Annotated in this window: 18 protein-coding genes and 1 pseudogene; 11 read left to right on the forward strand and 8 right to left on the reverse strand. The window is 40.5% G+C overall.

The window, feature by feature from the left end; translation table 11 throughout:
* The first annotated feature begins 164 nt into the window (after window positions 1-164).
* Complete coding sequence (locus HH214_RS18515; RefSeq protein ID WP_211166254.1) at window positions 165-653, forward strand: transposase; 489 nt, start codon at window positions 165-167, stop codon at window positions 651-653.
* A gap of 35 nt (window positions 654-688) precedes the next feature.
* Entirely contained in the window at window positions 689-1,198 is a 510-nt protein-coding gene (locus HH214_RS18520; RefSeq protein WP_169610153.1) for a hypothetical protein, read from the forward strand.
* A 332-nt stretch (window positions 1,199-1,530) separates the two neighbouring features.
* Here the strand turns inward: HH214_RS18520 and HH214_RS18525 are convergent, their stop codons facing one another.
* Window positions 1,531-3,168 carry a hypothetical protein gene (locus tag HH214_RS18525; RefSeq protein WP_169610155.1) on the reverse strand — a complete coding sequence of 546 codons (1,638 nt, stop codon included), beginning with the start codon at window positions 3,166-3,168 and terminating at the stop codon, window positions 1,531-1,533.
* A 120-nt stretch (window positions 3,169-3,288) separates the two neighbouring features.
* On the opposite strand from HH214_RS18525, the gene HH214_RS18530 reads away from it, so the two are divergent.
* From HH214_RS18530 to HH214_RS22175, 3 genes and pseudogenes are all read left to right on the forward strand, one after another.
* Complete coding sequence (locus tag HH214_RS18530) at window positions 3,289-4,680, forward strand: sensor histidine kinase (protein WP_169610158.1); 1,392 nt, start codon at window positions 3,289-3,291, stop codon at window positions 4,678-4,680.
* A pseudogene (locus HH214_RS22355) lies at window positions 4,646-4,930 on the forward strand (response regulator); the annotation flags it as partial. The gene HH214_RS18530 and the pseudogene HH214_RS22355, both read left to right, overlap by 35 nt.
* A gap of 18 nt (window positions 4,931-4,948) precedes the next feature.
* Window positions 4,949-5,335 (forward strand): response regulator transcription factor, encoded by a 387-nt coding sequence (locus tag HH214_RS22175; RefSeq protein ID WP_248282142.1) that lies wholly within the window; start codon window positions 4,949-4,951, stop codon window positions 5,333-5,335.
* Window positions 5,336-5,505: 170 nt separating this feature from the next.
* On the opposite strand, the gene HH214_RS18540 is transcribed toward HH214_RS22175, so the two are convergent.
* From HH214_RS18540 to HH214_RS18560, 5 genes are all read right to left on the reverse strand, one after another.
* A complete protein-coding gene (locus HH214_RS18540) occupies window positions 5,506-5,919 on the reverse strand; it encodes a hypothetical protein (protein WP_169610161.1) in 414 nt (137 codons plus the stop codon).
* Between the two features lie 76 nt (window positions 5,920-5,995).
* Window positions 5,996-6,868 (reverse strand): hypothetical protein, encoded by an 873-nt coding sequence (locus HH214_RS18545; RefSeq protein WP_169610163.1) that lies wholly within the window; start codon window positions 6,866-6,868, stop codon window positions 5,996-5,998.
* A 56-nt stretch (window positions 6,869-6,924) separates the two neighbouring features.
* Window positions 6,925-7,332 (reverse strand): PIN domain-containing protein, encoded by a 408-nt coding sequence (locus HH214_RS18550; RefSeq protein ID WP_169610165.1) that lies wholly within the window; start codon window positions 7,330-7,332, stop codon window positions 6,925-6,927.
* Entirely contained in the window at window positions 7,322-7,531 is a 210-nt protein-coding gene (locus HH214_RS18555; protein ID WP_169610167.1) for a hypothetical protein, read from the reverse strand. The genes HH214_RS18550 and HH214_RS18555 overlap by 11 nt, the downstream gene beginning before the upstream one ends.
* 12 nt (window positions 7,532-7,543) lie before the next feature.
* Window positions 7,544-7,939, reverse strand: coding sequence for a helix-turn-helix domain-containing protein (locus HH214_RS18560; protein WP_169610168.1), 396 nt, complete (start codon window positions 7,937-7,939; stop codon window positions 7,544-7,546).
* Window positions 7,940-8,058: 119 nt separating this feature from the next.
* On the opposite strand from HH214_RS18560, the gene HH214_RS18565 reads away from it, so the two are divergent.
* Complete coding sequence (locus HH214_RS18565) at window positions 8,059-9,120, forward strand: IS110 family RNA-guided transposase (protein WP_169610170.1); 1,062 nt, start codon at window positions 8,059-8,061, stop codon at window positions 9,118-9,120.
* Between the two features lie 657 nt (window positions 9,121-9,777).
* On the opposite strand, the gene HH214_RS18570 is transcribed toward HH214_RS18565, so the two are convergent.
* Both HH214_RS18570 and HH214_RS18575 read right to left on the reverse strand, forming a co-directional pair.
* Window positions 9,778-10,080, reverse strand: a complete 303-nt coding sequence (locus HH214_RS18570) for a hypothetical protein (protein ID WP_169610173.1) — start codon at window positions 10,078-10,080, stop codon at window positions 9,778-9,780.
* Window positions 10,081-10,616: 536 nt separating this feature from the next.
* On the reverse strand, window positions 10,617-11,402 hold the full coding sequence (locus tag HH214_RS18575; protein ID WP_169610175.1) for a helix-turn-helix domain-containing protein: 786 nt from the start codon (window positions 11,400-11,402) through the stop codon (window positions 10,617-10,619).
* Between the two features lie 71 nt (window positions 11,403-11,473).
* Between HH214_RS18575 and HH214_RS18580 the strand changes: the two genes are divergently transcribed.
* The 5 genes from HH214_RS18580 (at window position 11,474) to HH214_RS18600 (ending at window position 20,024) form a co-directional block, all read left to right on the forward strand.
* Window positions 11,474-12,679 (forward strand): CynX/NimT family MFS transporter, encoded by a 1,206-nt coding sequence (locus HH214_RS18580; RefSeq protein ID WP_211166255.1) that lies wholly within the window; start codon window positions 11,474-11,476, stop codon window positions 12,677-12,679.
* A gap of 245 nt (window positions 12,680-12,924) precedes the next feature.
* The gene (locus HH214_RS18585; RefSeq protein ID WP_211166256.1) at window positions 12,925-14,565 is read left to right on the forward strand and encodes a DUF6377 domain-containing protein; all 1,641 of its coding nucleotides are present in this window, start codon (window positions 12,925-12,927) and stop codon (window positions 14,563-14,565) included.
* 206 nt (window positions 14,566-14,771) lie between these two features.
* On the forward strand, window positions 14,772-17,012 hold the full coding sequence (locus tag HH214_RS18590) for a glycoside hydrolase family 3 C-terminal domain-containing protein (protein WP_169610177.1): 2,241 nt from the start codon (window positions 14,772-14,774) through the stop codon (window positions 17,010-17,012).
* 166 nt (window positions 17,013-17,178) lie between these two features.
* The gene (locus HH214_RS18595) at window positions 17,179-18,627 is read left to right on the forward strand and encodes an amino acid permease (protein WP_169610179.1); all 1,449 of its coding nucleotides are present in this window, start codon (window positions 17,179-17,181) and stop codon (window positions 18,625-18,627) included.
* A 188-nt stretch (window positions 18,628-18,815) separates the two neighbouring features.
* Window positions 18,816-20,024 (forward strand): GAF domain-containing sensor histidine kinase, encoded by a 1,209-nt coding sequence (locus HH214_RS18600; RefSeq protein ID WP_169610181.1) that lies wholly within the window; start codon window positions 18,816-18,818, stop codon window positions 20,022-20,024.
* The last annotated feature ends 181 nt before the right edge of the window (window positions 20,025-20,205 follow it).

The following is a 20,205-nucleotide window of genomic DNA, read 5'->3' on the forward strand; positions in this document are numbered from 1 at the left end:
TTAGATTGTTGGAAGTATTGTTGATGGGTGCCCTTTTGGCGAATGGCTCCCGGACGGTGTGTGCAGTGCTGCTTTACTGCGGCCTAAGTTCAGAAAACGCTTTCCATAAGTACCACCGCTTTTTGAGCCGGGCCAGGTAAAGCGGGCTGAAAGCCTCCCGCATTTTGCTGACCTTTTTGATAGAAACCTTTTATAAAGTGGATGAACCGTTGGTCTTTGGTATAGACGAAACCATAGAGCGCAGGCGGGGCGCAAAGATCAAGGCTAAAGGCATCTACCGTGACCCGGTACGTTCTTCCCATTCACACTTTGTGAAATGCAGCGGGCTGAGATGGATGTGCCTGATGTTGTTGACTGAAGTTCCCTGGGCTGCCCGCATCTGGGCTCTGCCTTTCCTCACGGCACTGGCTCCCTCAGAACGATACTGCAAGGAACAGCATGCCAAGCACAAGAAGATTACCGACTGGGCCAGGCAAATCATCGGGTTACTTGCCCGCTGGCTGCCCGGCAAAAAGCTGATTATTACCGCAGACAGCAGCTATTCAGCTTTAGAACTATTAGCTGCTATCAAGAGTAAGGTTACAATGATTACCCGCCTGCGGCTGGATGCAGCCCTATACGAAAAAGTACCGGAAAGAAAGGCGGGCAGGTAGGCAGAAAACGCCTGAAAGGTGAGCGTCTGCCTACCTTGAAACAACAGGCAGACCGTACTAAACTGAAGTGGCAGCAACTTATCATTCCGCAATGGTACGGGCAGAAAAACAAGAAAGTGGAACTGGCTACAGGTATGGTTATATGGTATCACAGCGGCATGGAGCCACTACCTGTCCGCTGGGTAATGCTGCGTGATCCTAGCGGAAAAGGTGAGCTGTCTGCCCTGCTAAGTACAGACCTTGCTTTAGACGAAGAGGATATAGTAAACTACTTTATCAAAAGATGGACAGTAGAGGTAACTTTTAAAGAAGTGCGTACCAACCTGGGTGTAGAAACCCAAAGGCAATGGTCTGATAAAGCGATTGCCCGGACGACACCACTGCTCCTGAGCCTATTCAGCATCACCACCCTATGGGCCTATGAACTGAACAAAGCCGGAAAACTGGGTAAGGAAACAACAGCCTGGTACCAGAAGAAGCTACCCACCTTCGCAGACGCACTGGCGGCCGTGCGAAGCCGACTTTGGGCCAGCCACCCTTTTTGAACCTCTGGACAAGAGTACCAAACAGATGAAAATGATACGCTAAGACTCCACTTCCTCATAGAAATACTTGCCCGTGCCGCTTGAGTTTGGCTAAAGTCCAGCTGAGAAACAAGCTAAAAAATAAATCCTTACGGATTTCCATTCCGAACATGAATTTTAGTTGTGCAAGTAATTAGCTCGCATTGTGTCCAGTCTTGGGGCGAAATATTAAAAAGGAATTATTTCAACGGTTAGCTCCCCACACTGGGCAGAGCTCGACCAATTAATTTATAAGTCTACAGTACTTAAGTAAGTTTAATGTGATTGACCGAAGTTGATAAATCAACCCTATTTTATTCTTTAATAATTTCCAAATTCCCCTGATTATCTGTTTTTCGAACAGCCCACCCCGGGTTTAATACCAGTTCGTAATTGGAGCCGGTGAGTTTATTACCTTCTATCTTAAGCGGTAATGAAAACCTGAAAACCATATTATCAAAACTGGCCAGTACGCCAGCTGGCTGGTCTTCGGTTCCTGTAGTCGTTGTTTTAAAGCTGCCGAAGTTTTTACCGTTGATGTCGGTACCCGTAATGGAGCCGTAAACCATGCCGATGCCTTCGAGTACCGTTGTACCGTACATGTCAAAAGAACGGTTGTAGTTAGGGTCTGCAAGCTTAACCCGCAGTACAGGCTTTTGAGTGAATTCTTGGGTTAAATAGTTTATCTTTTGATCTATGGCAGCCTTACGTTTTAATTCCTGATCATGAATATCAGTATATTTGTGCCGTTTCGCGGCTGGTTTAAAGGTCGCTGTGTCACTTGCAGAAATGCGTCCAAGATTAGCCTGCCTAAAAATTGCCGTAAAATTGTACGCATGATTCAGCCCCGTACGCCAGTGAATGCCGAGATAATCAAAAAGCAAACCGTAAGCAGGGCCAGTCGCATAAGGAAAGGCCCGGGTGTAGGTCGGCGCCTGTTCACGGCTATTTAATTCTCTAATCGCAAGATCGTATTTGTTTCTATAGGCCGAAAGCACAAAGCCTGTATAGTTGGCCAAGCCTTCCGATGACTCAATCTCGATTTCATCCTTTGTTGACTGGGAGTGCTGCGACTGCCGAAGTGTTCGGAACAAGATAGCGTCGCGCAAATTTGCTGTAACAGAGTTTTTAGATTTACCTTTGTCTGCCATGGCCAATGCGTCGCGCAGCGCCTGGTATTCCAGCCGGAGCAGCTGTCGCGCTTCGTAGTCATCCAGGTAGTTAACCGGATTTCCATTGAGTGAAATATCATGTTGCTGTTTTAAGTGAAAGAGCTCGTGGATGATGGTGGCCGAACTGTCTGCCAGATAACTGGTCAGGATAACGGCATAGGACTTGCCCTGATAAACCTGCGGCGCATTGCTTTGGTTCAATTCGCGTTCACCGGCCTGAGCAATCCAGATGCCGCTGCTGTTTTGTGCGCCGGCCAAGGCTTCCATGCTGTACACCCGGTGTTGCGGGTCCAGCGCCAGCAGGCTGTCGCTCCAGAGCGGCTTACCCCATAAACGCCCATTGTCTTCCATCAGCAACGCTTTGGCCTGACTAAAAGCAGCCTTTACCTTGAGGGCATTCCGGCCGGGTTCGGTTCTTTGGTTTTCGGCTACTTTCTCCAGCAGTTTATTCCATTCCGGCAAACCATGCAAACTACTCAAGTCCGAATCAGTGCTGATACGGTTCAAACTGCTGAAGTATCGTTTTTCTGCCAGGATATGCAGTGCAGAAAGTGCTGCGTCCTGTTGCCCGTCAAGCGCGAGGATGCAGGCGCCATCATAAAGCTGTGTACTGGTTAACGCTTCTCCTTTAGCCGCAAAGTAGGGGTTGAACAACAAAGCAGCTGCATGGTAGTCCTTGCGCTGATAGGCTGCCATAGCCGTTTGATAGGGATTCGTTTGTGCCCACAAACGCATAACGGCTCCATTTAGTAAAACGAGAAGTAATAATGCTTTTTTCATACGCTTCTTTTCTGCAAAGAGCGTCAAATGAAATCACACATCAGGCTAAATAAAGGTTAAAGCAAGGTTAAAAGCCGCGGATGTGTTTTCGTTTACCGAACCATGCGGCTATCTTTAACCATGCGATTCAAGCTAAAGCTGCTGTTACTGATTTGTGCTTGCGTACTGGTGCTTGCCGGGTTATGCTTTATCCAGTACCGGCTGGTACAGAACACCTACCGTCTGGAACAGGCGGATTATCTCGGCAAGGTAAAGTCCCGGTTGGCTGTGCTCACCCAAACATTATCTGACTCATTGAATCACCAGGTTATGGAGAAACTCCTTAGCAACGTAGAGGAGCAACTCGCCAGCGGCACAAAGCCAGCGCTCACAGGATTTCAGCAACAAACTAATCGCATCGGAGAAAAGTTTCGTAAGCCTATTATTCATGCGCTCAGAAACGATAGCCTGCTTTTTCAAACTGGTTACAACTTGGAGTACACGCAAGTCCTTCTTTATCAGAACTATCACATCGATACCCTGTGGCGAAGAGATGAACCGCCCCTCTTTTTAGCCGGTGGCGTGAAAAACAAACAAACGGGAGCATTTAATATTAGCGAGGGCCAGCAGCAAGCTGGTTTTGGATTAAAGCAAAACAAAGCACAGTCCGGTTACCGCCTGGCCGTTTGGACCAGAACGGATATAGATGCCACTGACTGGAAGCATATGGTACTGCGCCGAATGACAGCCATGCTGGTGGGTAGCGGATTGTTAATTATTGCAGTATTGACGATTTTTGTACTGATTTTTACCACACTCCTTCGGCAGAAAAAGATTGCCGATGTAACCACGGATTTTGCTAATCACATGACTCATGAGCTGAAAACGCCGCTCAGTGCTGCTGGGATAATCGTAAAATCGCTTCGTACGGCTGAAGCCAAACTGGATGAGGACTGGTACACCGAGCTATTGGGCCAGCTGGATAATCAGCATAACAAAATTCGGAGACTAATGGATAGTGTGCTTACCAGTGCTATGGACCGTCCGCTGGGCATTCCTGAATTTCAGGCGGTTTGCCTGCTAACACTCCTTCAAGGATTGAAGGCAATGGCAATAGACGCTGATCGGGAGCTGCGCTTGAGCGGAACTACCAACATATCCATTCAAACCGACCCGGATATGCTGACCGGCATTCTGGCCAACCTCCTGGATAATGCCTTTAAGTATACGCCTTCTGATACGCCGCTCATTCTGGAGTGCAAGATTGCTGAACCGCAAATCATAATCAGCCTCATTGATGAAGGTTCGGGGATTGCAAAACCTCATCAGCGCTACTTGTTTACCAAATTCTATCGTGTACCAGGCCCGGATGGTGATCAGGTGCGCGGCTTAGGTCTTGGCCTTTACCTTTGCCGCTTGCAGGCTTTGCAACTTGGCGGCAAACTGTCTTACCTGCAAAATGCTGCTGGTGGCAGCATTTTTAGCCTAATCTTGCCTTATGAACCCAACACCGTTGCTTTTAGTCGAAGATGATGCCGACCTCGGCCGCTTGCTCTGTAAGTACCTGCAGGTACAGGGACTACAAGTCTCCTTAGCTACGGACGGACAGTCTGCCCTAAGATTGCTCTCCCAGCAGTCTTTTGCTATCGTCGTCTTGGATGTTATGCTGCCTAAAAGCGATGGCTTTTCGCTTGCTGAAACGATCAAACGCCTTTATCCGGCCTTGCCCTTTCTGTTCCTCACTGCACGACGGGAAAGAGAAGATGTGCTCAGAGGGCTCACCCTTGGAGCGGATGACTACATGATTAAGCCATTTGACGCTGATGAACTGATACTGCGAGTGCAAAATATCTTGAGGCGCAATGCGTCAACCCCACAAGCTTCAAGCCTGATGGTCATTGGCAATTTCCGGTTCGAACCGGCACAACTACGATTATCCTCCCGATCACAATCAACTCTACTAACCAGAAAGGAGGCTGGCGTACTCGAATTACTGGCCAGGCAGGCAAACCGGATAGTTTACCGAAAGGATGTATTGGAATCAGTTTGGGGCAATGCCGATTATTTTAATGGCAGAAGTCTCGACGTCTACGTTCGCCGGCTACGCAAGCTGCTTGCGAACGATCCGCAGTTAGCATTGGAAAGCGTACGCGGATCCGGCTTTATACTGCATATGCCGACAACCTGAAAGATTTAACTGCTTAAAACCTGCTTTAAAAAGCTATGACGGTAGAATTCTCCTATGGGAATGATGGTGTTATTGATAACGATATGATGTTTATGTATCTGTTCAATTTTGTGAATGGCCACGGTTTAAGATTTGTGTACCTACATAGAGCAGCCATTAAGTAATGCGAATCAGCTGAAGAAACCATCTTTACTCAGACTGGCTATTATATCATCAGCTATTTTTCCATCATCAATTTTAACTTTCTCAATATTACAAGTTTTAGGCAGATAATTATCTAAATAAGCCTCAACTTCCGTTAGAAAACATAAAACGTAGTTATGAAGAAATCCTTTGTCTTCTAAATCTAATTTCCTATGTAATATACATGTCTTTTCCGCCAAGTACTTACAGGCTTGCTGCTCATTAGAAGCTATGAGGTAAATCCTTCTGATCGCCAACTTAAACTCATAAGCCTCTTCTACTAAAATGAATTTATATCCGAAATCGACCTTTTCGTCAATGGTTACTAAAGCTGATTGTTCAAATAAATTGGGAGTTATTGAAAGCTCAATAGTATGTAACGGTTTTACTGAACTGATCATTTTACTTAAGTTATGTATCGACGTGGCTTATGGCCAGAAAAATTGATTAGTCTCCTCAAACTCTGACCCTATTACTCTACTTTTTGTTAATTAAGCATAGAAACATTTTATAAACTGTTTCGGAATCATTTACAATATCCTGATCAATGTAAAGCTGAAATCGTTTTATTGGTGAGGATTTTAGTATGGCAATATCTGCCGAGGTAAGTGTAATAAAACTTCTTCGCACGTATTCAGCTTTGCTATTGACAGTTGTAGTGACTTTAGCTAATGGTTTCTTAAGCCTCTTACCATTCTTCAAAATGACAATTGCTCCCTGTTCCGTTGCAAGGGGAATGTTTGAGGTTGTCTCTAACGCCATATAGTAATTTACTCCGGACTTTTTGATGTACTTAGTAAAGTCGACATGGTATGTTTCCGTAGGATCAAAAGGTGACTCATTTTCCCTATGATATATATATGCTGTTGTGTATTGCTTTGTATGACTAAATTCATCGTATGATTCATCAATCAAAGCGCATGGGTCAACAACTGGTTTAACTACCTTCTTTTTGGGAATAGGATTACCTTTGTCGTCACATAGAACCAGTTCCGACCAATTAGAGTTCATCTTGTAAAATATAATACCCGTTTCTCTGTTTTCCAGCTCTAGATAGGTATAGGCAGTGTCATTAGCTTCCTTTTTCTCACTCAAACAAACAAAAATTTTATTAATTAAACTGTCTCGATATGACCAAGGCTTATTACCGACTTGGTAGATGATATTATCTGGCCTATAGTCCCATTTAACGATATGTTTGAAAAAGTCCGTAACGATATTTACACTGTCCTTTAAATGACCGGCGTCCTTAACAAGAGTAAGCTTTTTACCAACATAGGGGCTTTCGTCACGCTGAGCGAAACTATTGGTAGAGATAATTATTAGCAGTGCAAGTAGAAAAAGTTTCAAATGTTCAAGGTTAAAGGTTGTTAGATTGATTATGTCCTACAATTCACGAATAGTTATTATTTGAATGGGTTTTTTATCGTAATTACGCCTTCAATTAGTTGACCGTCGCGCATATCTTCTGAATACAGGATAGAACAATTACTTTCAATAGCCGCTGCAATTATCAGACTGTCGTAAAATGAAAAACCATATCGGTCGGCTACACGACAAGCTTGTAGGACAGTATTGCCAGAATTTACATGAACATCATTATTTGCGCTGCATTCTTCTATGGCTTGAATAGCAACAGGATAGCTAAATTTAAATTTACGAGTTACAATATTGCAGAGCTCCTGTAGCACCTGTGTACTTATAAAACTATTGTTTTTAATAACAAGCTGGCGAGCAATAGCCTGTTTTTCCGGTTCCGTGCTTGAATAGGTATATACAAGTATGTTGCTGTCTAAAAATACTCTATCGTTCATTAGCCTCGTCGCGGTTAAACTTATAGTTCCGTGTGTCAAATGATAAAGCAGTAAAAGACACCTTCTTTTTAGCCGATTGATCTGTATTAATGCCCTCGTCTTTAGTGAAAGCAATCACCTCGATCTCTTTTCCGACATAACTCTGGGGAATCTCAAAAGATATAATCTGCTTGTTAGGAGTGATGACAGTGCGTACCATTGTTCTGACTGTTTATTTTTGATTGTTTTTAAATAATTCGCTTTTCTCTTTTTCACTGGCAAGTAGACGTTCATAGAGCTTTTTATTTTCTTCAATAACCTCCAGTAACTTATCCATCGGATTGAAGTTAAGTGTGCAATGGTTATTGACAGAGCCAGCATTGTCATGCAGCGTACTGGAAATTATATTAATCACAGCATCGTCACTGAAATTTCTGATAGCTTCAGCCGTAACGCCTAAAGCCTGTGCGATTTTATTTAGCGTTTCACCTTCGACATGTTCACTTTGTTCAATCCTCGAAATAGATTGCTGGCTTACACCAAGGTCATTGGCTAACGCTTCTTGTTTTACGCCCCTCAACTCACGTATCCTGCTAATTTTCCTGCCAAGGTGCAAAGTCTCTGCCATAATGATATGTTTTGTTATTGTAAATATACAAGCATTACACCGCTATCACAAAATTAGCAGCGTAGAAAACAGTCAAGCATAGATGTAAAAGCTTTGTTGAGTAACAAAACTTTAAGATTATGCAGACACCACAGTTATTTATCGGCATTGATGTGCACAAAAAAAGCTGGTCAGTGAGTATCCGCACTGATCTGTTTGAGCATAAAACGTTCAGTATGCCCTCCGAACCGGATAAGTTGATCGGGTATGTGAATGAGCACTTTAAAGGTTATCCTGTCCAGTGCTGCTACGAAGCCTCGTGCTGCGGCTTTGTGGCTTACCGCCGCTTAACTGAAGCCGGATGGAAGGCCAAGGTGCTCAATCCTGCGGATATACCGCAGAGCGCAAAAAACAAAGACCAGAAGAGTGACCGGGTGGATTGCAGAAACCTGGCCAAACAACTGCACTCGGGTCATTTGACAGGCATACATGTACCGGATGAACAGCAGGAACAGCTGCGAAGCCTTTTCCGGCAGAAAAATAACCTGACCAAAGTCATGCGCAAACTTAAAGCACAGATCAAAGGAGAACTGCTATACTATGGGGTCAAACTGCTATCAGCCTACGATAGATCAGCCTGGCCCTCTGCCATGATGACCTGGCTGAGCGATCTGGAGTGGAAATTCACTACGGGCCACTATAGTATGCAAAGCAAGCTTCGCCACTTAGCGTTTGTTCGCCAGGAATGGTTAGCATCGAATACCGAGCTCAGAAAGTACGTTGATATTTGCTATCACCAGGACTACCGGCTGCTCATGACCATACCCGGAGTCGGACCTACGATTGCTATCAGTATCCTGGCCGAGCTGGGTGACATCAGAAGGTTTGACAAATTCGATCAGCTCTCCAGCTTTGTAGGATTGGTGCCCAGCATTTACAGCAGTGGAGAAACCATGCAGGTCAGAGGATTGACCTACCGCAGCAAGGTGCTGGTTCGCAGTTACCTGATTGAAAGTGCATGGGTGTCGGTCAGACGCGATCCTTCGATGCAGGACTACTACCGGAGCCACGCAGGTAAGCAGCCCAATAAGATCATTGTCAAAGTAGCACACAAGCTGCTGCGAAGAATATGGCATGTGATCAGATCAGGGGAACCCTACCAGGTAGGTGTAGGAAAGGCAGAAGTACCCGTTCCTGAATAGCATGGCGTATACGTGTTAGTATATGGAAAACTCTCCGAGTTTACACACATACTAACACGGCAACCATAACAACAAACGTTTTCCCATTTGGCACTCAAAAGAAATAAGGTGACTGCAATCTATACCCGGCAGCTGTAGTTAGTGTAATTGCTTCAATCAGACAGGTCAGGTAGCGTTGCCGGTGAAAAGAAAAAGGCGACTGCAATACATGCCCGGCGGCTGTTTAAATCACAAACTTAGCAACAGGCTGCAACGTCAAGCAGGCAGCGCCTTTTATTAAAACCCATAATGAATGCTGGCGGCTCCTCATAAGGAATGACCGCAAATAGGAGGCGGAGAAACAAAGGGATAAACGTTAGGTAAAGGCAGCAAGTTGCTGCCAGTGGAAGATATTGACTTATAAAAGGCTGGCAAAAGAAAAAAGAGCCATATTGATAATCAAAATAAAAGAATAACCGTTTTTACAATAATAGCTTTACATAGGAGGGTATATAAACAGCTATGTCCGCTACGCTGCCTTCGCTGCCCTTTACAGAACCTGCATGGAAGCTGCTGCGGTGTTTAAGCGTTAAGGTGCTACCCGTCTAAGCTGCATATTTGGCCAATTCAACATAGCTTGCTGCAATTACAGGGGTAACCTCTCAAGCCGATAATTAATTACTTTACACTTGATAAGTGGCGATTTCGGAATAAGAAACCTTGAATATCTTTAAGAGCTTCCTTGCATCCCATCTCAAAACACTGATTAAGATCGCTGTAATGTATAAGTTGTTTAACTGTAGACTCTAGATTTTCTACCACATCATCAACATAAATATCAGAATGAATAACATTAACTACCTGGAGCAACCTTATAGTCTTTTTAATTGTGTTCCTAAGCCAAGTTATAGACTTTTTGTTTTTGTAGTCTGTATATTGTAAAGCATCCTTAATTTTAAGCAAATCATTATATGTTTCCATCCTATAAAGTTAGGAAAACAACCGCATGAAAATTATTACTATCTTTGAGGACAAGATTGATAGTATAACCAACAGGGAGTGAAATGTCTTAATCAACACCCATCCGTAATTGATTAGGATTATTAAATTGATTATCAATAATATAGAGGGTAGAGATGGCATTCTGCCATCCCGACTAAAGCGATACCATAAAGTATCAAAACCCTGTATATGTTTCATATACAGGGTTTTTTTTTAATACGTGGAGCAGACATGTCTTTTAAATCAATCTTTATCTGTTTTACAAAATTATTGAGCGTTGTAGTATTTGATTGAAGCTGAGGGTTACGTTGAGGAAAAGTGTTTTATTTTATGCTGGTTGCAGCTTCAATGTAGTTAAGCACGAAAAAAACTAAATTTTAAAGTTCTCGAGCATCACGCGTCTTTTATTGCTATAATCAGCAGATGATGAATAAACTGTAGTTTGTATGCTTCAAGAAACATTTCATCTACATTTTACAGGATAAATAATTTATAATCTGTTTTCTATTATCTTGCTATTTGATCTTTCTTAAAAAGTCAGTTGGACGGTATTGTAGTACTGATTGAAAGCTATTAGTGTAGGCTTGCAAACTTTTATAGCCTACTTTGTATGCTATTTCAGAAATTGTACAATCATTTGAGCTTAAATATTCTAGGCTTTTAATAATGCGTAATATTTGTTGGTGTTTAGCTAGTGTTAATCCGGTTTCTTTTTTAAAAACGCGTTCTAACGTACGTAATGATAATGAAGCAGCTGTACTCAAATCTTCCATTTTAATTTCTTCAGCATAGTGCTGATGTAGATATTTGATGGCCTTGGTCAGGCGTTTGTCTTTAGGGAAGGGAATATGCAGTTGTAAAGACACGGCAACAAAATGGGGAAGCTCATTAAAAAGTGCTCTCAAAAATATAGCTTCGTCCTTAGTGTCTTCTTTACTTTTCGACCATTTTTCTGCATATTTTATCATCTCTTTTAAAACGGGAGGAACATTAAAGACAGTAACTTCCTGGTAAAAAGAATCACTTTTATTTACATCAAAGAACAAAACCATGAGCCTGATTTTCTCTGAGTGTGAATTAGTTTTGTGGATTGCTCCTGACGGAATCAATGCAGCATGGTTTTGTGGTAAAAGATATCTTTTACCTTCCACGGTTAAGTACTGAAACCCACTTTCTACGTATACCAATTGCACCTTTTGATGCCGGTGAAACTGTTCGTCGTGTACCCAGTTTTCTTCGAACCAGACAAAATAAGGTTTGATAATATTATCAATATTTAGGATTTCATCAGAGTAATGCATGTCGTTTTAGATTAACATTATGACCAATGTAAATAAGATTGAACAAGTAATTTTGCCAAAAGATTATTAACATGATAAATTATAAAGATAGACAGCAAGCATCTTATGCTTTACTTATTGTTAACTTTTTAGTGGTTGTACTGGTATCCAGTAACTTGCGTTCTCCTATTATATCGGTGGCTCCGGTTTTGAACCAGGTTAGGCAAGCTCTTCAGCTAAACGCTTTTCAAAGCAGTATGCTAACTTCCATTCCCTTGTTCATGTTTGCTACATGCTCGGTTTTAGTAAGCCGGCTTTCGCATAAAGTTAAGATTACAAAATTTTTAATTTATTCGCTGATTGTATTAAGTATTGGCTTGCTTTTGCGTGTTTCGGGTTCCGTTATTTACTTATTTATTGGGTCTGTTTTTATTGGGTTAGGGATCTGTATTGGTAACGTAGTTACCCCGGGTTATATCAAAAATAACTTTCCCAAGCAAATCGGTTTAATGACCGGTATTTTTGCTGTAGCAATGAATCTTACAGCAGCCTTAGCTTCAGGTTTTAGTGTGAGGATCGGGCAGTGGACAGGGTTAGGATGGCGTGGCTCATTGGGGATATGGTTGGTTATTGCACTTTTAGCATTGATTGTATTAATGCTTGAACTGTTATTTAATAAAGGTTCAGTTCAGCATAAGAAAGAGGTGGATGTTACATCAGATTTAAACTTGTTTAAATCTGCACAGGCTTGGAGCATTAGCATCTTCATGGGATTGCAATCCTTGTTTTATTATTGTTTGGTATCTTGGTTACCCGCAGTACTTGGCGACTATGGTATGCATGGTAATTCTCCGGGGTGGGTATTGTTTGTTATCCAGATTACAATGCTTCCTGTTTCTTTTTGTAGTCCTATCATTGCTGGTAAAATGAAAAATCAAAAAGCAATGATAATTCTAATTTGTGCTTTAAATCTAATTAGTATCTTGATGTTCATCTGGTTGAAATCCAAATGGATTTATTGTAATGCAATTGTGCTGGGGCTATCTACTGGACTAGCGTTTAGTCTTGCTATATTATTCTTTTCATTAAGAAGTAAATCTAGTGCAAATGCTATTAAAGTATCTGGGATGGCTCAATCAATAGGATATTTGATTGCAGCATTTGGGCCACCCTTATTTGGAAAACTACATGATTTAAATAATTCATGGCAGCAATCGTTTTTATTTTTAGGATTTGCTGTAATGCTGATGTTGTATTTTGGCATTCAGGCGGCAAGAAACAAGTACGTTGAAGATTAACTTCAGAAAAGAGGGATAAATGGTTATTAATCAGGTTTTTGTGTTATCAGCCTCACTGTATCTGGTTAGATAAAGCTGTTAAGTTGAGGGCATCTATTGAATGCTGCACCTTGTTGTTGTGCTATATCTTTCCGAATAATGAAACTATACTTGTAAAATCTTATTCAAAGTATCTAAATTATGGATTTACATTACCTCTGCTATTGAGTTTGCTATATTTACCAATTTAAACAATAGTGTTGGTAGTGAAAATTAGCTTGACTTTAATCTCGTTTTTTATACTTAATATAGCCTATGTTAAAGCGGATGACCTACCGCCAATATATAGGCTTAATCTGGTAATTAAAATTAAAGCTAAATACACCCGACAAAAAGAAGAAAGAATAGCCTCATTAAAAAGGATTAAAGGGTCAGAATTAAGCTTGCTTGAGCAATACCAAACAAACAATAGCCTGTATCAGGAATATAAAAAGTTTAAAATAGATACAGCTATATTTTATGCAACTCAAAACTTAGAAGTAGCAAAAAAGTTAAAAAATAAAGATTTAAGTGTAATTACTCAATTGCAACTGTCCAATCTATATTCATCGTTGGGGAAGTTTTTAGAATCGGAAAACATCCTGACCCACATAAATAGAAACCAGCTTTCAGCCCCGCAGCTTTTCGGTTATTACGAAGCTCAAATAGAGTTTTATGAGCATTATGCAACTAACAATTATAGTGAAACTTATGTAAAGCTTATTAAAGTATATCGCGATTCTTTATTAACTGTACTTGAGCCAAAGTCAATTCATTATCAAATAAATCTAGCTGAAAAAAACATCTATCAACATAATTTATTTGCTGCACAAAGCTCATTACTAAAGCTTTTACCATCAACAAAGAAAAATACGGCCGATTACGCCATGGTTACTTATCTACTGGCTTACAGTTATCAGTTACAGCATCGTAATAACTTGGCAATGAACTATTATGCTCTGTCTGCAATTACCGATGTGCAAATGGCTAATAAAGATAATGCTTCAATACAGAATTTGGCTTTAATCTTTTATGAAATAGGGGATATAGATAATGCGTTCAAGTACACCAAGTCAGCTATCGAAGATGCTATTTTTTGTAATGTCAAATTTCGCACATTGCGCATGTCGGAGTTATATACAATCATTAATACTTCATATCTGGAAAAGGAAGCTAATCAAAAAGGTAAATTACAATTATACCTGGTGCTAATTAGTTTATTATCAGTTATCCTTATTCTGGCTGTTATTTATGTGTATCAGCAGATGAAAAAAGTATCGCGTATTAAAGAAAAACTACATATAACTAGTCAGCAATTAGCAAAACTTAATCACGAGCTTAGTAAAAACAATGTAGAATTAAGCGATATAAATTCTCAACTATCAGAAGCTAACCAGGTAAAAGAGGCTTACATTGCCCAGTTCTTTGACTTATGTTCCACTTACATTAACAAGCTGGAAGATTATCGAAAGGCGTTAAATAAAAAAGCTAATGAGAAGCATTTAGATGAGCTGTTTAAAATGCTGCGCTCAACTACTGTGGTGGATAATGAACTGGAAGAACTATATAAGGTTTTTGATAGTATTTTTTTGAATTTGTATCCAAATTTTGTCAGTGACTTTAATGCTTTGCTCATTCCTGAATCACAGGTAACTGTTAAGCCAGGTGAGTTGCTTAATACAGAATTGCGCATATTCGCACTTATACGATTGGGGATTACTGATAGTGTGCAAATTGCGGCATTCTTGCGTTATTCATTAAGCACCATTTACAACTACCGTACGAAGGCCCGCAACAAGGCTTCCGTATCGCGTAACGACTTTGAAAAACAAGTGACAAAAATTGGTATGCTACCTATTGCTATGTAGTTTAAGTGTTTTATAGTGCTACTTTTTTGTTCTTTTTATTTTATATTAAATACTGTATATAAGTAAGATATGTATATAAAATAACTACTTTTTAATTTCCAACTTTTCAGGCGTCGTTATATCATGATAACTTTACATTATGATCTACAGGCATTGGCTATCCTCAGGCTGTTGCTAATTTTACAAACCAAAATATTAATACTGTTATGAGAAAAGCGTATAACAACGCATCAAAGATTTTTAAGGTTCTCATCCTGGCCGCTATGCTGCGTGTATCAGGCGCTTATGCACAAAGTTCCATACCCGCATATTTGGATGATAGCAAACCTGTTAAAGAGCGTGTAGAAGATGCATTGAAGCGCATGACGTTGCAAGAAAAAATAGCAATGATACATGCACAATCAAAATTTAGTTCTCCGGGTGTAAAGCATCTGGGCATACCGGAAAATTGGACTACCGATGGCCCACATGGCATTCGTCCTGAAGTGCTATGGGATGAATGGTCGCAAGCCGGCTGGACTAACGATTCTTGTATGGCCTTCCCGGCACTTACCTGCTTAGCTGCAACCTGGAATAAAGATATGGCTATGCTTTATGGTAAATCATTAGGTGAAGAAGCACGCTACCGCAACAAAAATATTCTTCTAGGGCCTGGTATCAACATTTATCGTTCACCATTAAATGGGCGTAACTTTGAGTACATGGGTGAAGATCCTTTTTTATCGTCTAAAATGGTAGTACCTTATATTAAAGGTGTTCAGCAAAATGGCGTAGCTGCATGTGTAAAGCATTTTGCCTTAAACAATTCGGAAGGAAATCGTAATACAGTTAATGTAAACGTGGATGATCGTACTCTGTATGAAATTTACCTGCCAGCCTTTAAGGCTGCTGTTGAAGAAGGTGGTGCTTGGGCTATTATGGGTTCGTATAACCTATACAAGGGGCAGCATTGCTGCCATAATGAGTATCTGCTAAATAACATATTGAAGAAAGAGTGGGGCTTTGAAGGTGTTGTAATATCTGATTGGGGCGGTGTACATGATACGCGTCAAGCCATTTTTAACGGGTTAGATATGGAATTTGGTTCCTGGACCAATGGCTTGTCTCAAGGTAAAAGCAATGCTTATGACAGTTATTACTTGGCTGATCCTTACATAAAGTTAATTAATTCTGGTGAAGTAGGTACCAAGGAGTTAGACGACAAAGTACGTCGGATTTTACGCCTATCTTTTCTTACCACCATGAACAAGAACAGACCTTTTGGCTCATTTGCTACGAAGGAGCATGCACTTGCTGCTCGCACAATAGCAGAAGAAGGTATAGTGCTGTTGAAAAACCAAGGTAGTGTATTACCCATCAACCTGAATAGAACTAAGCGGATCGCAGTGATTGGCGAGAACGCCATTAAAATGATGACTGTAGGTGGTGGTAGTTCATCACTAAAAGCAGAATATGAAATCTCACCGCTAGATGGTATCAGAAAAAGAGTGGGTACACAAGCGGAGGTGGTTTATGCACGTGGTTATGTGGGAGATACCACAGGCAATTATAACGGTGTAAACACAGGTCAGAACTTGGCCGACAAACGTTCTGCTAGCGAGTTGATGACTGAAGCAATTAATGTTGCTAAAAAAGCTGATGTAGTAATATACATTGGTGGTTTAAATAAAAGCGACCACCAGGATGCTGAAGGTGCAGATCGTGAAAGTTTAAATTTGCCATATAATCAAGATCAGTTGATTGCACAACTAGCGAAGGCGAACAAAAACCTGGTAGTGGTAAATATATCAGGTAATGCTGTAGCTATGCCATGGGTGAACCAAGTACCTGCAATTATGCAAGGTTGGTTTTTAGGATCAGAAGCAGGTAATGCTTTAGCTGCAGTACTGGTTGGTGATGTTAATCCATCAGGTAAACTGACTTTTACCTTTCCGGTAAAATTAACAGACAATGGTGCACATGCTTTAAATGCTTTTCCGGGTACTAAAGATGAGGTTACCTACAAAGAGGGTATTTATGTAGGTTATCGTTGGGCTGATAAACATAACATTAAACCGTTGTTTGCTTTTGGTCATGGTTTAAGTTATACTACCTTCCAGTATGGTAAAGTAACTGCCGATAAAAAAGCAATGTCGTCTTCAGATAAAATCACCTTTTCAGTTAATGTAAAAAATACCGGTTTACGTGATGGGGAAGATGTAGTGCAGCTTTACATTAGCGATTTAAAATCATCTCTGCCACGCCCAATAAAAGAGTTAAAAGGATTTGAAAAAGTTTTTCTGAAAGCTGGCGAACAAAAGACCGTGACCTTTACTATTGATAAAGCAGCTCTAAGCTTTTTTGAACCAACAAAGCATGAATGGGTAGCCGAGCCTGGCAATTTTGAAGCGCTAATTGGTGCTTCATCCGCAGCTATCAAAACTAAAACTGCATTTACATTGAATTAATTTGAATTAACCTGTACAGCTCCGTAGCTTCAGCGGAGCTGTACAGGTTTTACATAAATAATAGTTGTATATCACACCGCAACTATCTGTATAGTTAAATTTTGCTATTCTCAATTTTTCTAATAACCTTCATACTTATCGTGTATCTTTTACAGACCTTTGCCGAATGAGAATAAAACCGATCAGTTTATTACTGAAAGAATCGGCCGAAGATGGCGAGAATACACTTAAACGTTCACTTGGCCCTATTAACCTAATTTTAATTGGTATTGGTATTATAATTGGAGCAGGTTTGTTTTCGCTTACTGGCATTGCTGCTGGGCAGCATTCTGGCCCTGCTGTAACCATATCGTTTGCTATTGCGGCATTGGGTTGTACTTTCGCTGCTCTGTGTTATGCTGAGTTTTCAGCAATGATTCCGGTAGCAGGCAGTGCTTATACCTATTCCTATGCAACTATGGGCGAACTCTTTGCTTGGATTATTGGCTGGGACTTGGTGCTTGAATATTCCGTAGGTGCAGCAACTGTAGCCATTAGTTGGTCACAATATTTAACTAAGTTTTTATCCTGGTTTGATCTTTACCTGCCTCCACAGCTTACCTTATCACCTTTTGAAACTGCTAAGGCTGCTGACGGGCATGTTGTTCAAGGCATTATTAATTTGCCTGCAGCACTTATCGTTGTTTTGGTTACGGGAGTTATCATTAGAGGTACTAAAGGTTCTGCATTAATTAATGCAATCATTGTTACGCTAAAAGTTGGAGTAGTGCTGGTATTTATTGCTGCTGGTTGGTCGTACATCAATCCGCAAAATTATCATCCTTATATACCACAAAATACAGGTGTTTGGGGCGAATACGGATGGTCGGGAGTGTTAAGAGGAGCGGGGTTAGTCTTTTTTGTATTTATTGGTTTTGATGCAGTTTCTACAGCAGCTCAAGAAGCAAAAAATCCGCAGCGTAACATGCCTATTGGTATTATAGGGTCGTTGGTTGTTTGTACTATATTGTTTATCATATTCGCTCATGTAATGACCGGTATGGCTAATTACAAAGAATTTATCGGTTCGGGTGCGCCTGTTGCAATTGCTATTGAAAAAACACATTATCGTTGGTTAAGTAAGGCTGTTGTTTTGGCTATACTAATTGGTTATACATCTGTGATTCTGGTTGATTTATTAGGTCAATCCAGAGTTTTTTATTCCATGTCGAAGGATGGATTATTGCCCCGAATATTTTCAGATGTTCATCATCGGTTTCGCACACCTTGGAAGTCGAATTTGGTGCTGTGTGCTTTTATTGCTGTTTTTGCAGCTTTTGTACCCATCCGGGTAGTGGGAGAAATGACGAGTATAGGAACTCTACTTGCTTTTGTAATGGTATGTGCTGGTGTTTTAATATTACGTAAACAACAGCCTAATACAATTAGACCTTTCAAAACGCCTTTAGTACCCGTTGTGCCCATATTAGGTATATTAACTTGCCTGGCCATGATGACCTTTTTGCCAGCCGATACTTGGCTCAGGCTTGTTGTATGGTTGGGCATAGGTTTAATCATATACTTTACTTATGGAAAACGGCATAGCAAGCTTAACCAAGCAGATGGAACAATTTAGTTTATTACATGTACATGTATTAATTTTTAATTCATGTAACTAAATTAACCTTCCAGTTAAATCTTTATAAAACCTTTGCTGACTATTTCATTATTTATTGCTGTTAGGGGAGTAATGATTTATATAACATAATTTATATACCGCCGTATAATCAATTAAAGGTGCTCAACCTTTATACTGATTAATCTATGATAAGTAATACAAAGTGGGTTGATAATGATGAGTTTGGTAGATTGGTTGCTTTGTCGGAATACGACCTTGACTATAATGTACTGCAATCAAAGTTCGAGGATTTAACAAGACTGGCTTCTATGATTGCCGGTACAGAAATTTCATTAGTGAACTTGCTGGATGCGTACAATCAATGGACGATTGCTCAGCAAGGTGCGCATCTGGAACACATGGCTCGGGAAAAATCGGTTTGTCAGTACACGATTCAGCAAGAGCAAGAATTTGAGGTGCGGCATCTATCAACAGATTTACGATTCAATAAGCGGGATTATGTAACACAAACTGGGTTGGATTATTATTACGGTATTCCTTTAACCACAGAACAAGGCTACCATATTGGAGCTTTATGTGTTCTTGATAAAGAAAACAAAGTGCTAACTGTTGCTCAAAAGCAGATGTTGCAGCTAATTGGAAAGGAAATTATAAGTAGGCTGGAGAGCATTAAACAGCTGGAAAGGCTAGAAACTCAAAACCGACAACTGGTAAATGCAAAAAAGATATTAGCACATGATATCAGAGGGCCTATTGCTGGCATTATTGGCTTAGCACAAGTCGCAAGCACCGATGATGAAGCAACCAGTACGGAGGAAATCCAGGAATACTTCAAATTAATCAAAGAAAGCGGAGAGTCTGTTCTGGAGCTGGCAGCAGAAATTTTAGAGCAGGATGCTAAAACCGGCGATGCAATCAAGTCGCTTCCACACATGATTAGTCTGGTAGGTTTAAAAGAAAAGCTTACTCAATTATTTGCCCCAAGGCTTAAAGAGAAAGGATTAAACTTTTTCGTAAAGCTTTCACCACTTACGGCTGCTGTTACCTTTCCTAAAAATAAACTACAGCAGGTAATTGGAAATCTAATATCAAACGCCATTAAGTTTACCTCTATTGGAGGAACTATAACTCTGGACTTAAATCTACTTAAAGTACATAATCAAAACCATTTGGAGGTTCGGGTTACTGATACAGGAGTGGGTATGGAAAAAGATAAGGTACAAGCTATCCTAAGTGGAACTTCTGAGTCTACAGAAGGTACAGGTGGCGAAGTAGGCTACGGGTTAGGTTTAAAGCTAGTTAAGCAGTTAATAGAAGAAAGTAATGGTATTCTTTATGTAAACTCGATAATAGGTCAGGGTACAGTTTTCCGGTTTGTTATTCCATTAAGATAATTATTGGTGTTATTTCATTATGATATAAGTTTTATTTGTGAAAGAGATGTTTACACAACGTGATTTCCTTTATAACGCAAGTAAAGCTTATAAATAACAAAGTCAGAACTTAAATTTACATATAATAAGCCCTTGCAGATTTTTGTTCTGCAAGGGCTTACTGTTTCTACGGATTGCCAAT

It is taken from the genome of Mucilaginibacter robiniae (assembly GCF_012849215.1).
GTDB classification, from domain to species: domain Bacteria; phylum Bacteroidota; class Bacteroidia; order Sphingobacteriales; family Sphingobacteriaceae; genus Mucilaginibacter; species Mucilaginibacter robiniae.